The following is a 14,429-nucleotide window of genomic DNA, read 5'->3' as shown; positions in this document are numbered from 1 at the left end:
CCGCTTGTCGGACCCCCGCCCGCCATCCCATCTCTGCGCGAGGCCGGAACCACGGCCTCGGGATGGTGAGAAGGAATCCGACATGGGAATGTGGCTGTCGCTGGTCGCGGGCCTCGTGCTGCTGGTGCTCGGCGGCGAATTTCTGGTGCGCGGCGCGGTGCGCGTCGCCGAACGGCTGGGCGTGTCGCCGCTGGTGATCGGCCTGACGCTGGTGGGCTTCGGCACCTCGACGCCCGAGCTGGTCACCTCGGTGCAGGCCGCGCTCAAGGGCGTACCGGGCATCGCCTATGGCAACGTCGTCGGCTCGAACATCGCCAACATCCTGCTGATCATGGGCGGCGCCGCGCTGATCACCCCGATCGCCGTGGCCTCGGCCGCGCTCAAGCGCGACGGCGCGGTGATGGTGGCGGTCACGCTGAGCTTTGCCGCGCTGGGCCTGCTGATGCCCTTGGGCGTGGCGGTGGGCGCCGCCTTCGTCACCGCGCTCGCCCTCTACATCTACATGGCGTTTCGCCAAGAGAGCCGTGGTGCCGTGCGCGAGAAGGCCGATGCAACCCAGAGCGCCGACCCGGCGCTGGCGCCCGACGGCACCACCTCCCTGCCCGTCTCGCTCCTCACCGCACTGGGCGGCCTCGCGCTGGTGGTCTATGGCGGCTACCTTCTGGTCGAGGGCGCGACGACGCTGGCGCGCAGCTTCGGCATCTCCGAGACGGTGATCGGTCTCACGGTTGTCGCGATCGGCACCTCGCTGCCGGAACTGGTGACGTCGGTGATGGCGGCGATCCGCAAGCAGGCCGACATGGCCTTCGGCAACATCATCGGTTCGAACATCTACAACATCCTCGGCATCGCCGGCGTCACCGCGATGGTGTCTCCCGGCAACGTGCCGACCGAGATCCTGAGCTTCGACAACCTCGTGATGATCGCCGCCTCGCTCGCCGTCGTCGGCCTCGCCTGGACCGGGCTGCGGATCTCCCGCCGCGAGGGCGCCCTGCTGCTGGCCGGCTACGCGATCTATCTGTGGTCGCTCTGGCCCTGAGAACGGCACCGGCCAAAGGCGCGGCCGTCGCGCCTCGGGCGGACAGGGTCGACCGGTCAAACTCGGTGGATGGAGGTCGAAACCATCCGCCGCTCAGCTACCACGGCGACGCTCAGCGCAGCGCGTAGCCGTGGCGCAGCCGGAGCTTGAGCAGGCGTGTCGCGAGATCCTGCGCCTCTCGCACCGATCCAGAACCGGCGATACGCGAACGCCCGCGCCCGCCGATCCGGCCCCAGCGCACCACCAGCGCCGCCTGCGCGAATAGGTCCGGCTCGACGGTGATCTCGTAAAAGCGGTAGCAGTTGCGCCGCGCGTCGATCTTCTCGAGATGGATCTCCATGAGGCGGTGCCTCCGAGGCTTGCGATACATCTCATAAGAAGCGCCCGCGCGCCGCAAAACAAGGGGCGGAGGATCACCTTCGCGCAGGCCGGGATGGCCGGTGCCTTAACCCAGCGCTCCGCCTCAGGGGCGAGGCCCGCCATTTCCAGCGGGCCAAGCGCTTGGCCAGCGCGCGCTCCTCGACCTCAAGCGGCGGCATGACGGATACCGGGGCCATTCTCCCCGGAAGCACCCTACCGCGGTTTCGGCCGACCGCTTGATTGGCCCCGATGCGCCGAGGGGTCAGGAAGCCCGTCCCTCGGCTATCCAGCACGGACCGAATTTAGACCGCCGCCGTGCCGGGCTTGAGCACGACCTTGGTCCACTCGTTCTGGTTCTCCTTGAAGTTGGCATAGCCGCGCGGTGCCTCTTCGAGCGGCAGCCGGTGCGAGATCAGGAAGGTGGTGTCGATCTCGCCCTCCTGAATCCGGCGCAGCAGGTCCTTGGTGTAGCGCTGCACGTGGGTCTGGCCGGTCCTGAGCTGCAGCCCCTTCTCCATCAGCGCGCCCAGCGGAAACTTGTCGGCGAAACCGCCATAGACGCCGGGCATCGAGATGCGTCCGCCCTTGCGCACCGCCATGATCGCCATGCGCAAGGCATGCGGGGCGTCGGCGCCCATGCCCACCTTCTGCTTGATCGTGTCGAACACGTTGTCGGGCGCGAAGCCGTGGCTTTCCATGCCGACCGCGTCGATCACCGCGTCGGGACCGATGCCGCCGGTCATCTCCATCAGCGCCTCGAGCACATGGGTCTGGGTGTAGTCGATCACCTTGGCCCCCATCTGCCGCGCCAGCTCCAGCCGGTGCGGGTGGTGGTCGATGGCGATCACCTGATGCGCCCCCATGATCCGCGCGCTTTGCACCGCGAAGAGCCCGACCGGGCCGCAACCCCAGACGGCGACGGTGTCGCCATCGGTGATGTCGGCGTTCTCGGCGGCCATCCAGCCCGTGGGCAGGATGTCCGAGAGGAACAGCACCTCGTCGTCATCCATGCCCTCGGGGATGACGATCGGACCGACATCCGAAAACGGCACCCGGACATATTCCGCCTGCCCGCCCGGATAGCCGCCGGTCAGGTGCGAATAGCCGAACAGTCCCGACAGAGGATGGCCATAGAGCGGTTCGGTCAGGTCCTGCTTCTCGGCCGGGTTGGAATTGTCGCAAGCCGAGAACTGCTGCATCTTGCAGTGAAAGCACTGGCCGCAGGAGATGGTGAAGGGCACCACCACGCGCTGGCCCTTCTTCAGGGTCGAGCCCGGGCCGGTCTCGACCACGCGCCCCATGAATTCGTGGCCAAGGATGTCGCCCGACATGACACCGGGGATCACCCCGTCATAGAGATGCAGGTCCGAGCCGCAGATCGCGGTCGAGGTCACCTCGATGATCGCGTCGCGCGGGTTGACGATCTGGGGGTCGGGCACGGTATCGACGCGGACGTCGTGGCTGCCGTGATAGGTGAGTGCGCGCATGTCTCAGGCCCCCTCAGCCGTCGTTGCGGTTGCGATTGGTGGCGATCTCGCCGGTCTCCAGCAGCATCTTCAGCCGCTTCAGGTCGCGGCGCGCCTGCACGCCGGGCTCATCCTGGAACAGCTTGGCCACGATCCGGCCCAGCTCGCCCATCGGCGGGCGATAGGCGATCACCGTTTCGACGATGGTGCCGCGCATGCCGGGCGCATCGCGGAACATCACCTTGCCCTCCGTGTCGATCTCGCTGTCCTCGGTGGAGCGCCAGGCGATCTCCTGGCCGGGGCGGTCGCTGACGATGCGGGTGACGACCTCGACCGCGCGGCCCATCGGGCCGCTGATGGTCCAGCGCGTGACCTCGCCCGACGCGTGCACGCTTTCGATGTTCTCCATGAACTTCGACAGGTTCGAGAAGTCCCGCCAGAAATCGTAGATCTCCTGGCGGGGACGGTTGATGGTCACGCTGCGGCCGGTGACGGCGTAGTCGCCGAAGCGTCTTTGCCGGGCAGTGCGGCCGGGGGCGCTGTCGGCGGGACGGCGCGGTGCCTGTTGCCCGGCATATTGCCGGGCCGCGAGGCCGCCGAGCAGCAGCAATCCGAGGCCGACCGCCAGCGCCGCACCGCCGGGCTGCGCCGCATGGCGCGCGCGCCGGGCGCGCCGGTCGTCCTCAAAGGTCCTGTAGGTCATCGCAGCCTTCCTCCTGGACGGTGGGACCGCGCCGCCCGCCGTTCGGTCGCGCAGCGCGTGTGTTCGATGACTCGAACCACCGATCCATGGCGCGGTTCCGACGCGGTACAGGACCGCGCGAAGATCCGCCGCCCTAGTCGAGGCCGAACAGCACGCCGCCGAGGCTCAGCTCGCGATCGAACCGGCCCTGCCGCAGGAAGGCCAGCACCTGCGCCATCACCAGCGGATTGTTCATCATGAAGGTGTGGCTCACCGGCAGGGTGATGTGATCGGCCGCGCCTTCGAGCCGGGTCGAAGCGACCGAGACCTTGCCGTCATCCGGCCCCTCGATCAGCGCCGAGAAAACCGGGTTGAGCGAGGAATCCCCGGCGATGATGCCGACCTCGTAGGAGGGCAGCGGCTCGAGCCGGTTCGGCAGGCTCTGCGGATCGGTGCCGAGCTGCAACCCCGCCGGGCCGTTGATCCATTCGAACGGTTCGAACTCGCCGAACACGTCGACAAGCTCCGAGCCCTTGTTGGGCGGCGCCAGCATCACCACCCGGCCCATCTTCGCCGGGCGGTGATCGGTGAGCCAGAGCCGCACGAGGATGCCGCCCATCGAATGGGTCACGAAATGCACGGTGCGGTCGCCGCAGGCCGCCACGTCGTCGGGCACCGCCTCGACCAGATCCTCGATCCGCGCCTCGGTCGAGGGATAGCCGCGATTGACCACCTTGTAGCCGTTGGCCTCGACCACCTCGGCCATCGGCGCGAAGCTGAGATCGGTGCGCGCCAGACCGTGCAGGAACACGACGCAATCCGCCGTCTCCTCCGGCGCGGCGCGGGCGCAGGCGGAGAGCAGGGCGAGGCAGACGGACAGCATCAGGACGGGGCGTATCATGCACATCAGATAGGTGGCGCGACCGCCGCGCACAGGCCGGTCTTGCCTGCGCCCGCCGCCACGGCCATGGTCGCGCCATGACATCCCCCGTCCGCCTCGCCGTGCGCGCGATCCTGATGCGCGAGAACCGCCTGCTTCTGGTCAATGCCTACAGGGGCCGCGACGATCTGTGGTGCGCGCCGGGCGGCGGCGTCGAGCCGCACGCCTCGCTGCCCGACAACCTCGCGCGCGAACTGCGCGAGGAATGCGGGTTGGAGGTCGCGGTGGGCGCGCCCTGTCTCGTCAACGAGTTCCACCACCAGCGGCGCGGCTTCCATCAGGTCGATCTCTACTTCCGCTGCGCACTGGTCTCGGGCGATCCGCATGGCGACTGGGTCGATCCCGAGGGGGTGGTGAGCCATCGCCGCTGGGTCACGCGCGCCGAGATGGCCGGGCTCAGGGTCAAGCCCGACAGCCTCGCCGCCGTCGCCTGGGAGGACGGAGACGCGCCGGGCTACGACCCGCTCGAGCCGATCCTGCTCTAGAGCGCGAAGAACAGCAGCGTCATCACCAGACCGACGCCGGTAATGCCGATGCGCAGATGGTCCATGCGGATGAGCTTGGCGCCGCGCGCGCCCAGATAGCCGCCGATCGTCGTCGCCACCGCCATGATCAGCGCCGCGTCCCAGTCGATCAGCCCAGCCGCGGCATAGGCCGCCGCCGAGACCAGCGACAGCACCGCCGAGAGCAGCACCTTGAGCCCGTTCATGCCGTGCAGATTCACGAAGCCGATCAGCCCGAGCATCGCCAGGAGCAGGATGCCCAGTCCACCGTTGAAATAGCCGCCATAGATCGACACGGCGAGCACCGCCGCCCCCGACAGCACCGGGCCCGCCGGGCCGAAGCCGCGCGCCCGCACGAAGGCCAGAACCCGCGGCCCGGTGGCGAACAGCACGGTGGCGACGAGCAGCAGCCACGGCACCAGCCCCTCGAACACCGCGCCCGGCGTCACGAGGAGCAGCCCCGCCCCCAGAAGGCCGCCCAGTGCCCCCAGCCCCACGATCGCGCGCAACCCCAGCGTGCCCTCGGCGCTGACATCCGAGCGGTAGCCCCAGGCCGAGCTGGCATAGCCCGGCAGCGCGCCGATGGTGGCGGTGGCGTTGGCCATGATCGGCGGGACGCCAAGCCAGACCAGCGCCGGGAAGGTCAGGAAGGTGCCGCCACCGGCGACCGCGTTGAGCGCGCCGGCAAGCAGGCCCGAGATGGTGATCGTGACGAAGAACAGCATGGGGTCTCCCATCGGTCCGGACTGTCGGGCCGCGCAATCCATGCCGTGCGCATGCAGCAGGGGCAAGGGCAGTCGGTCAGGCGGCCGTGCGGCGGCAGGGGCTTCGCGCGGCTTCGGGGCCGCGCTAGGCTCGCCCCGCGACAGGAAGGACCCGGCAAGATGATGCAACCGACGCTCCCGCTCGACGGCGCCTGCCGGTGCGGCGCCACCCGCATCCGGATCACCGCGCTGCCGCTGATGACGGCGGCGTGCCACTGCACCGGCTGCCAGAAGATGACCGGAAGCGCCTATTCGCTTACCGCGATGGTCCCGGCCGAGGGCTTCGAGGTGATCCAAGGCGAACCGGTGATCGGCGGGATGCACGATCCGCAGCAGCGCCACCATTTCTGCCCGCGCTGCATGAGCTGGATGTTCACCCGCTTCGACGAGATGCCCTTCGTGAATGTCCGCCCCACCATGTTCGACGACGCCTCCTGGTTCGCGCCCTTCGTCGAAACCATGACGCGCGAGAAGCTGGCCTGGGCCGAGACCCCAGCGCGGCACCGCTTCGAGGGGTTTCCACCGGTGGAGCGCTACGAGGCGCTGATGGCGGAATTCGTGCAGGCGCAGGCCGGGCCCGGGGCCTGAAAGCGCAAAAGGGGGCTCCGAAGAGCCCCCTTTCCCGTAACGATCGGTGTGGATCGCGGCAGATTACATCATGCCGCCCATGCCACCCATGCCGCCCATGCCGCCCATGTCCGGGGCACCGCCCTCGTCCTTCTTGGGCTTGTCGGCGATCATGGCTTCGGTGGTGATCAGCAGACCGGCGACCGAGGCTGCGTCCTCGAGCGCGGTGCGGGTCACTTTGGCCGGGTCGATCACGCCGAACTTGAACATGTCGCCATATTCCTCGGTCTGCGCGTTGAAGCCGTAGGTCAGGTCGGTCGACTCGCGGACCTTGCCGGCCACCACGGCACCGTCGACGCCGGCGTTCTCGGCGATCTGGCGCAGCGGCGCTTCCAGCGCGCGACGCACGATGGCGATGCCCGCATCCTGGTCCGAGTTCTCGCCTGCGAGACCTTCGAGCGACTTGCCGGCCTGCACGAGGGCGACGCCGCCGCCGACGATCACGCCTTCCTGCACCGCGGCGCGGGTCGCGTTGAGCGCGTCATCGACGCGGTCCTTGCGCTCCTTCACCTCGACCTCGGTCATGCCGCCGACGCGGATGACGGCGACGCCACCGGCGAGCTTGGCAACCCGCTCCTGCAGCTTCTCGCGGTCGTAATCCGAGGTGGTGTCCTCGATCTGGGTGCGAATCTGGGCGACGCGCGCCTCGATCTCGGCCTTGTCGCCATGGCCGTCGACGATGGTGGTCTCGTCCTTGGTGATCGACACCTTCTTGGCGGTGCCGAGCATGTCCATGGTGACGTTCTCGAGCTTCATGCCGAGATCTTCCGAGATCACCTGGCCGCCGGTCAGGATCGCGATGTCCTGCAGCATGGCCTTGCGACGGTCACCGAAGCCCGGCGCCTTGACGGCGGCGATCTTCAGGCCGCCACGCAGCTTGTTGACGACGAGCGTGGCCAGGGCCTCGCCCTCGACGTCCTCGGCGATGATCAGCAGCGGCTTCTGCGACTGGATCACCTGCTCGAGGAGCGGCACCATCGGCTGCAGCGAGGAGAGCTTCTTCTCGTGCAGCAGGATCATGCAGTCTTCGAGCTCGGCGACCATCTTGTCGGGGTTGGTCGCGAAGTAGGGCGACAGGTAGCCGCGGTCGAACTGCATGCCCTCGACGACTTCGGTCTCGGTCTCGAGGCCCTTGTTCTCCTCGACGGTGATGACACCCTCGTTGCCGACCTTCTGCATCGCGTCGGCGATCTGGCGACCGATCGAGGCTTCGCCGTTGGCGGAGATGGTGCCGACCTGGGCGACTTCGTCGCTGTCGTTCACCGGACGCGCGGCGGCCTTGATCGCCTCGACGACCTTGGCGGTGGCGAGATCGATGCCGCGCTTGAGGTCCATCGGGTTCATGCCGGCGGCGACCGACTTCAGGCCTTCCTTGATGATGGCCTGGGCCAGCACGGTGGCGGTGGTGGTGCCGTCACCCGCTTCGTCGTTGGTGCGGGAAGCGACTTCCTTCACCATCTGCGCGCCCATGTTCTCGAACTTGTCCTCGAGTTCGATTTCCTTGGCGACGGTGACGCCGTCCTTGGTGATGCGGGGCGCACCGAAGGATTTCTCGATGACCACGTTGCGGCCCTTGGGGCCGAGGGTCACCTTGACCGCGTTGGCGAGCGTGTTGACGCCCTTGAGCATGCGGTTGCGGGCATCGGTGTCGAACTTGACGTCCTTGGAAGCCATGTGAGTGCTCCTTGATCTGAATTCAGTGGGAAAGGGTCAGCGTGGGTCTCAGGCGATGATGCCGAGAATGTCGCTTTCCTTCATGATCAGCAGCTCTTCGCCGTTGACGGTGACCTCGGTGCCGGACCACTTGCCGAACAGGACGCGATCGCCTTCCTTGACGGCCATCGCGATCAGCTCGCCATTGTCCTTGCGGGCGCCGTCGCCACAGGCGATCACTTCGCCCTCGGCCGGCTTTTCCTTGGCGTTGTCGGGGATGATCAGACCGCCCTTGGTCTTCTCTTCGCCCTCGACGCGACGCACCAGGACCCGGTCGTGAAGCGGTTTGAATGCCATCTCTGCAGCTCCTCAGCAGTATGTATGTTCCCATGCCCCCGGAAGAGGCATTAGCACTCCCTGTCGGTGAGTGCCAACGACGAGAGAGGTAAGCAGGGCTCACGGAGCTGTCAAGCGCCTCGCGACGCGGAAATGTCACGCCTCGGACGCGCGCACGAGAAACCTGAAAAAGGGGCTTCTCAGAACGGCGTCTTCGTGCATGATGCCGTCAGGACAACCCCGGATCGGGAGGGCGGCTTATGACTCGAGGATATCTCTCTCACGGCTGAACGCCGCGCCGCCGCCTGTCGCGGATGGCCGGCTCGCCCCCGCCTCCGCCCGTCGATTTTACCAGTTCCAGGGCTTAGTCCATGACCCCCCGTATTGACGTGGTCGATCGCTCGACCGCCGCCACCCGTCGCCCCGTGCGACGCGCATCGCGCCAGACCCTGCCGTATTGCGCCGTCCTTGGGCGGCCGCGATCCGGCATGCTTGCGCATGCGGGCAGCGGCGCGGCGATCCTCCACCACCCGCGCGCCTCCCCGCTTTAGGGCGAGACCCGCAAGCGACCCTTCATCCCGCCCCGGCGGCGCGACCCGCGCCACCGGCCGGGAGAGACGTGGCCGCACCACCCCGGACACGGCCGAGCCATGTCCGAAAACTCAACCCAAGGATGAAAAGGAACATCCCATGCATCCGCCCTTCTACATCATCGATCACCGTGCCCAGCCCGACAGCCCCGCCCCGTGGGAAGAGCGCCCCCGGGTCCGGCGCGGCGGGCCCGCCCGGCTCGACCTGGAGATGCCGCATACCGGCACCGGTCTGGCCCTGCTGCGTGCCGCAAAAGACGATCCCCCGGCGGCCCGCGCCACGGCGGGCGGCATCTGGCCGCGCCTGCGGGCGCTGGTGAGCCGCAGGCCGATGACGGAGCCCGTGCGGTGACACATGGGGGCGGCGCGGATCATCGCGCCGCCCCTCCCCCGATGCGCTACCCCTCTCGCCGGCGGACCTCCGGGCGGGTGACAAGCCTCGTGCCCCTGCCTATAAGGCGCGCGACCCGTTCACCCGTATCTCTCCGAAGGATTTCCCCATGACCACGCTCGTCTTCGGCCACAAGGCGCCCGACACCGATTCGACCGGCTCGCCGCTCATCTGGGCCTGGTACCTGTCGCAGCGCGGCCAGTCCGCCGAGGCCCGGCTCCTGGGCGAGCCCAACACCGAGGCGAAATTCGTGGCCGAGCGCTGGGGCTTCGAACTGCCGCAGATCATCGACGACGTCGAAGAGGGCCAGAAGGTCGTCATCGTCGACACCAACAACCCCGCCGAGCTGCCCGCCTCGATCAACAAGGCCGACATCACCGCGATCATCGACCACCACAAGCTGTTCGGCGGCCTCGAGACCAAGGGCCCGATCGACATCACCATCAAGCCGCTGGCCTGCACCGCCACCATCATGCACGACCTGATGGGTCACGTCGCCACCGAGATGCCCGAGGGCATCAAGGGGCTGATGCTGTCCTGCATCCTGTCGGACACGCTGGAATTCCGCTCGCCCACCACCACCCCGGCCGATCAGGCGCTGGCCGAGCGCCTCGCTGCCGACCTCGGCCTCGACGTTTCGGACTACGCGGCCGAGATGTTCGCCGCCAAATCCGACGTTTCGGCCTTCTCCGAGGCCGAGCTGCTGCGCATGGACAGCAAGGAGACCACCGTCGAGGGCAAGAAGCTGCGCGTCTCGGTGCTCGAGACGACCTCGCCCGATCAGGTGCTGTCGCGAAAGGCGGCGCTGCTCGAGGCGATGCCCAAGGTCGCGGCCGAGGACGGTGCCGACGAGGTGCTCCTCTTCGTGGTCGACATCCTCGCCGAGCAGGCGACGATGCTGATCCCCAACGACACGGTAAAGGCGATCGCCGAGAAGAGCTTCGACGCGACCATCGAAGGCGACAGCGTCGTGCTGCCCGGCGTGATGAGCCGCAAGAAGCAGATCATCCCCGTGTTGAAGGTCTGAGGCGCATGACCAGGATCATCGAGAGCTTCGCCGCGATCTCGGGCGATTACGACGCCGCCTTCGTCGACCTGTGGGGCTGCATGCATGACGGCGTGCGGGCTCACGAGGCCGCGGTCGCCGCGATGCGCGGCTTTCGCGCGGCCGGCGGCAAGGTGATCCTGGTCACCAACTCGCCGCGCCCGCGCGCCTCCGTCGAGGGCCAGATCGAGGGTCTCGGCGTGCCGCGCGACTGCTGGGATTCGATCGCCAGCTCCGGCGATTCGGCCCGCGCCGCTATGTATGAGGGCGTGGTCGGCGAAAAGGTCTGGTTCATCGGCGACGAACGCGACGAGGCCTTCTTCGAGCCGCTGAAGATCATCAAGGACCCGGTCCCGGTCACCCGCACCGATCTCGACAAGGCCGAAGGCATCGTCTGCTGCGGCCCCGAGGACGAGCACGCCGAGCCCGACGTCTACCGCCCTCAATTCGAGCAGGCGATCGCGCGCGGGCTGAAGCTGCTCTGCGCCAATCCCGACATCATCGTCGATCGCGGCGACGAGCGGGTCTGGTGCGCGGGCGCGCTGGCGCGGCTCTATACTGAGATGGGCGGCGAGAGCCTCTATTTCGGCAAGCCGCACGCGCCGATCTACGATCTGGCGCGGCGCCGGCTGGCCGAGATCGATCCCGATATCGCCGACGACCGCATCATCTGCATCGGAGACGGTCCGCAGACCGATGTGTCCGGTGCGGCGGGCGCCGGGCTCGACGCGCTGTTCATCACCGGCGGCCTCTCGGCCGAGGAGACCGGCACCGCGCCGGGCGGCCAGCCCGATGCCGACCGGCTCGAGGCGCATCTTCGCGAAGAGCGGCAGGCTCCGGCCTATGCGATGGGCTTCCTGCGCTGAGATGAGCGGCGGCGCGCGCCCCGCTTGCGTGCGCCCCGCCCCGCCGCTACGCAGGGCGCCATGCGCATCCTGAGCGACTTCACCGACATCCCCGCCACCGACCGGGGCGCCGCTGCCGCGATCGGCAATTTCGACGGCGTGCATCTCGGCCACCGGGCGGTCATCGACCTGGCCCGCACCGAAGCCGCGCGTCTCGGCGCGCCTTTGGGGGTGATGACCTTCGAGCCGCATCCGCGTGAGTATTTCGCCCCCGAGGCGCCGCCCTTCCGGCTGATGAACCGGACCGCACGGGCGCATCGGCTGGAGAAGATCGGCGTCGAGCGGCTGTTCGAGCTGCGTTTCGATGCCGCGCTCGCGGCGCTGACGCCGGACGCCTTCGCCCGCGACGTGATCGCGAAGGGTCTCGGTCTGCGCCATGTCGTGATCGGCGCCGATTTCCGCTTCGGCAAGGGGCGCGCCGGCGATGCCGCGATGCTGGAGGCACTGGGTCGTGAACACGGCTTCGGCGTCACCGTCTCGCCGCTGGTGGCGCTCGATGCGGGCGAGGTCAGTTCGACCGCGATCCGCCGCGCCCTGACCGAGGGCCGAGCGCGCGACGCCGCCGCCATGCTCGGGCACCTGCACCGGCTCGAGGGCGAGGTGATCCATGGCGAGAAGCGCGGCCGCGAGCTGGGCTTTCCGACCGCCAACATGACCATCGACGGGCTGCACCTGCCGCGCTTCGGCGTCTACGCGGTCAAGGTCGACGTGCTCACCGGGCCGCATGCCGGCAGCTATGATGGCGCCGCCTCGATCGGCGTGCGCCCGATGTTCGGCGAGAACCACCCGAATTGCGAAACCTTCCTGTTCGACTTCAAGGGCGATCTCTACGGCGCCGAGATCTCGGTGGCGCTGGTCGAGTATCTGCGCGGCGAGGAGAAGTTCGACGGTCTCGACGCGCTGATCGCCCAGATGGACGCGGACTGCGCCCGCGCCCGGAAGGTATTGGCCGATGCGTGACAGGTTCTGGGAACTGCCGCTCGAACAGCTGGACCGCAAGGAATGGGAGGCGCTCTGCGACGGCTGCGGCAAGTGCTGCCTCAACAAGATCGAGGACGAGGACACCGGAGAGGTGGCGCTGACCCGCGTCGCCTGCCGCCTGCTCGACGGTGCCACCTGCCTGTGCACGAAATACGCGACGCGGCACAAATACGTGCCCGAATGCATCGTGCTGACGCCCGAGAAGATCGCCGAGACGATGTATTGGCTACCCGCCACCTGCGCCTACAGGCTGCGCGCCGAGGGCCGGCCGCTCCATGACTGGCACCACCTGATCTCGGGCGACCGAGAAGCGGTTCACCGCGCCGGGGTTTCGATGGCGGGCCGTACCGTGCCGGAAACCCAGGTCGATGACGACGACTGGGAAGACCACATCATCGAGGAACCCGTCTGATGCAGTTCGCCTCCGACAATGCCGGACCGGCCCATCCCGCGATTCTCGAGGCGATCGCCAAGGCCAATGACGGCCACCAGCGCGCCTATGGCTCGGAAAGCGCGATGGACCGGGTTCGCGCCCGCATCCGCGAGATCTTCGAAGCGCCGCAGGCCGAGGTGCACCTCGTGGCGACCGGCACCGCGGCCAACGCGCTGATCCTCGGCTGCATGGCCAGGCCCTGGGACGCGGTCTTCTGCTCCGAACATGCGCATATCGAGCATGACGAGGGCAACGCCCCCGAATTCTATACCGGCGGCGCCAAGCTCAGCCTCGTGCCCGCCCCCGACGGACGCATCACGGTGGCAGAGCTCGACCGGGTGATCGGCCCGGTGGGCGCGCGCTCGTTCCACAACGCGCAGGCCGGCCCGATCTCGATCACGCAGGTGACCGAGACCGGCAGCGTCTATGCGCTCGACCAGATCCGCGCCATTGGCGATCTCGCCCGGGCGCGGGGCCAGCGGCTGCACATGGACGGCGCGCGATTCGCCAACGCCGTGGCGGCTCTGGACTGTTCTCCGGCGGACATGACCTGGAAGGCGGGGGTCGACGCGCTGAGCTTCGGCGGCACCAAGAATGGCTGCCTCGGCGTCGAGGCGGCGGTTTTCTTCGACCCGGCGCTCGCCGCGGATTTCGCGCTGCGCCGCAAGCGCGGCGGGCATTTGTTCTCCAAGCACCGGTTTCTCTCGGCGCAGATGGAGGCCTATCTCGCGGGGGACCTCTGGCACGATCTGGCGCGCCGGGCCAACGCCGCCTGCAACAAGCTGGTGGCGGGGCTGCGCGCCCATCCGGAGGCGGAGATCCTGCATCCGGCCGAGGCCAATCTCGTCTTCGTCGCCCTGCCCCGCGCCACGCTGCGGCGGCTGATCGAGGCCGGCGCCGATTTCTACGTGATGGATGGCGATCCGATGGCGGGCGACCCGGCCGAGCGACTCACCGCGCGCATGGTCTGCGACTGGTCTCTGGGCGAGGAGCGCGTCGCGCGATTCCTGTCGCTGCTCGGCTGAACGAGGGGCCGTCGAAGCCCCCCGCCCCCGTCAGAGCCTTCCCGACAGGTGCAGTTCGAGATCCGACAGCCGGTCCTGGCCCCAGAACCGTTCGTCGGTGTCGGTGATGTAGAAGGGCGAGCCGAAGACGCCGCGCCGCACCGCCTCTTCGAGGTTCTGCGCGTATTCATCCGCAGCGAGCATCAGGTTGCTCTCGGCCAGATCCGGATCGAAGCCCGCCTCCTCGAGCGCCTCGCGGATCACGTCCTCCTGCGCGATGTCCTTTTCCTCGGCCCAGCAGGAGCGCGTGATCGCATGCACCAGCCGCCCCATATCGCCGCCGCCGGCCCGCTGCGCGTTGATGATCGCATAGGACGAGGGCGCGGCGTTGGTCGGCCAGTTGGCGGGCCGCATCACCAGCGGCAGCCCCGCCTTCTTGGCCTGACGCCGCATCTCCTGCTTGCGGTATTCGAGCCGGCTCGGATGCCGGTCCTTCGGCAGCTGGCCGCCCGAGCGTGGAAACAGCGCCATCACGTCCATCGGCTTGTAGGAGATTTCGGCCCCGTGCTTGGCGGCGATTTCCTCGAGCCGGGTTCCCGCGATGTAGACGTAAGGCGACAGCGTCGCGAAAAAGTAGTCGATCCTAGGCATCGAGCCCCTCCCCGGGCGTTACCGCCCATCGGGCAGGTTTGCGCCATGCTAGGGCTGTG

Annotated in this window: 17 protein-coding genes; 9 read left to right on the top strand and 8 right to left on the bottom strand. The window is 68.3% G+C overall.

Annotated elements, in window-relative coordinates; translation table 11 throughout:
- Positions 1-82: 82 nt before the first annotated feature.
- Positions 83-1,039, top strand: coding sequence for a calcium/sodium antiporter (locus O4G76_RS02285; protein WP_269395788.1), 957 nt, complete (start codon positions 83-85; stop codon positions 1,037-1,039).
- A gap of 112 nt (positions 1,040-1,151) precedes the next feature.
- Here the strand turns inward: O4G76_RS02285 and O4G76_RS02280 are convergent, their stop codons facing one another.
- The 4 genes from O4G76_RS02280 to O4G76_RS02265 all read right to left on the bottom strand — a co-directional run bounded on the left by O4G76_RS02280 (position 1,152) and on the right by O4G76_RS02265 (position 4,448).
- A complete protein-coding gene (locus O4G76_RS02280) occupies positions 1,152-1,379 on the bottom strand; it encodes a WGR domain-containing protein (RefSeq protein WP_085896092.1) in 228 nt (75 codons plus the stop codon).
- Positions 1,380-1,701: 322 nt separating this feature from the next.
- Complete coding sequence (locus tag O4G76_RS02275) at positions 1,702-2,886, bottom strand: zinc-dependent alcohol dehydrogenase (protein ID WP_269395787.1); 1,185 nt, start codon at positions 2,884-2,886, stop codon at positions 1,702-1,704.
- Between the two features lie 13 nt (positions 2,887-2,899).
- Positions 2,900-3,568: an SRPBCC family protein gene (locus tag O4G76_RS02270; RefSeq protein ID WP_269395786.1), complete on the bottom strand. Its 669-nt coding sequence runs from the start codon at positions 3,566-3,568 to the stop codon at positions 2,900-2,902.
- A gap of 133 nt (positions 3,569-3,701) precedes the next feature.
- Positions 3,702-4,448 (bottom strand): alpha/beta fold hydrolase, encoded by a 747-nt coding sequence (locus O4G76_RS02265; RefSeq protein ID WP_269395785.1) that lies wholly within the window; start codon positions 4,446-4,448, stop codon positions 3,702-3,704.
- A 77-nt stretch (positions 4,449-4,525) separates the two neighbouring features.
- On the opposite strand from O4G76_RS02265, the gene O4G76_RS02260 reads away from it, so the two are divergent.
- Positions 4,526-4,972 carry an NUDIX domain-containing protein gene (locus tag O4G76_RS02260; RefSeq protein ID WP_269395784.1) on the top strand — a complete coding sequence of 149 codons (447 nt, stop codon included), beginning with the start codon at positions 4,526-4,528 and terminating at the stop codon, positions 4,970-4,972.
- On the opposite strand, the gene O4G76_RS02255 is transcribed toward O4G76_RS02260, so the two are convergent.
- Positions 4,969-5,715, bottom strand: a complete 747-nt coding sequence (locus O4G76_RS02255; protein WP_269395783.1) for a sulfite exporter TauE/SafE family protein — start codon at positions 5,713-5,715, stop codon at positions 4,969-4,971. The two genes, O4G76_RS02260 and O4G76_RS02255, sit on opposite strands and share 4 nt — an antisense overlap.
- A gap of 162 nt (positions 5,716-5,877) precedes the next feature.
- Here O4G76_RS02255 and O4G76_RS02250 point away from each other — a divergent pair, with 162 nt between their 5' ends.
- The gene (locus O4G76_RS02250; protein ID WP_306467150.1) at positions 5,878-6,342 is read left to right on the top strand and encodes a GFA family protein; all 465 of its coding nucleotides are present in this window, start codon (positions 5,878-5,880) and stop codon (positions 6,340-6,342) included.
- 63 nt (positions 6,343-6,405) lie between these two features.
- Here the strand turns inward: O4G76_RS02250 and groL are convergent, their stop codons facing one another.
- Positions 6,406-8,055 carry a chaperonin GroEL gene (gene groL, locus O4G76_RS02245; protein ID WP_269395781.1) on the bottom strand — a complete coding sequence of 550 codons (1,650 nt, stop codon included), beginning with the start codon at positions 8,053-8,055 and terminating at the stop codon, positions 6,406-6,408.
- Positions 8,056-8,103: 48 nt separating this feature from the next.
- Positions 8,104-8,391, bottom strand: coding sequence for a co-chaperone GroES (groES, locus tag O4G76_RS02240; RefSeq protein WP_085896098.1), 288 nt, complete (start codon positions 8,389-8,391; stop codon positions 8,104-8,106).
- A 669-nt stretch (positions 8,392-9,060) separates the two neighbouring features.
- Between groES and O4G76_RS02235 the strand changes: the two genes are divergently transcribed.
- The 6 genes from O4G76_RS02235 to O4G76_RS02210 all read left to right on the top strand — a co-directional run bounded on the left by O4G76_RS02235 (position 9,061) and on the right by O4G76_RS02210 (position 13,740).
- Positions 9,061-9,312, top strand: coding sequence for a hypothetical protein (locus O4G76_RS02235; RefSeq protein WP_269395780.1), 252 nt, complete (start codon positions 9,061-9,063; stop codon positions 9,310-9,312).
- Positions 9,313-9,460: 148 nt separating this feature from the next.
- Complete coding sequence (locus tag O4G76_RS02230; protein ID WP_269395779.1) at positions 9,461-10,378, top strand: manganese-dependent inorganic pyrophosphatase; 918 nt, start codon at positions 9,461-9,463, stop codon at positions 10,376-10,378.
- 5 nt (positions 10,379-10,383) lie between these two features.
- Entirely contained in the window at positions 10,384-11,262 is an 879-nt protein-coding gene (locus tag O4G76_RS02225) for a TIGR01459 family HAD-type hydrolase (RefSeq protein WP_269395778.1), read from the top strand.
- 60 nt (positions 11,263-11,322) lie between these two features.
- Entirely contained in the window at positions 11,323-12,261 is a 939-nt protein-coding gene (locus tag O4G76_RS02220; protein ID WP_269395777.1) for a bifunctional riboflavin kinase/FAD synthetase, read from the top strand.
- Entirely contained in the window at positions 12,254-12,694 is a 441-nt protein-coding gene (locus tag O4G76_RS02215) for a YcgN family cysteine cluster protein (RefSeq protein WP_085896103.1), read from the top strand. Before O4G76_RS02220 ends, O4G76_RS02215 begins: the two co-directional genes overlap by 8 nt.
- Positions 12,694-13,740: a low specificity L-threonine aldolase gene (locus tag O4G76_RS02210; RefSeq protein WP_269395776.1), complete on the top strand. Its 1,047-nt coding sequence runs from the start codon at positions 12,694-12,696 to the stop codon at positions 13,738-13,740. Before O4G76_RS02215 ends, O4G76_RS02210 begins: the two co-directional genes overlap by 1 nt.
- A gap of 30 nt (positions 13,741-13,770) precedes the next feature.
- Here the strand turns inward: O4G76_RS02210 and O4G76_RS02205 are convergent, their stop codons facing one another.
- Positions 13,771-14,370 (bottom strand): 2-hydroxychromene-2-carboxylate isomerase, encoded by a 600-nt coding sequence (locus O4G76_RS02205; RefSeq protein WP_269395775.1) that lies wholly within the window; start codon positions 14,368-14,370, stop codon positions 13,771-13,773.
- Positions 14,371-14,429 lie beyond the last annotated feature (59 nt).

The organism is Limimaricola sp. G21655-S1 (assembly GCF_027213785.1).
GTDB lineage: Bacteria > Pseudomonadota > Alphaproteobacteria > Rhodobacterales > Rhodobacteraceae > Limimaricola.
This window is presented reverse-complemented; position numbering and strand designations above follow the sequence as displayed.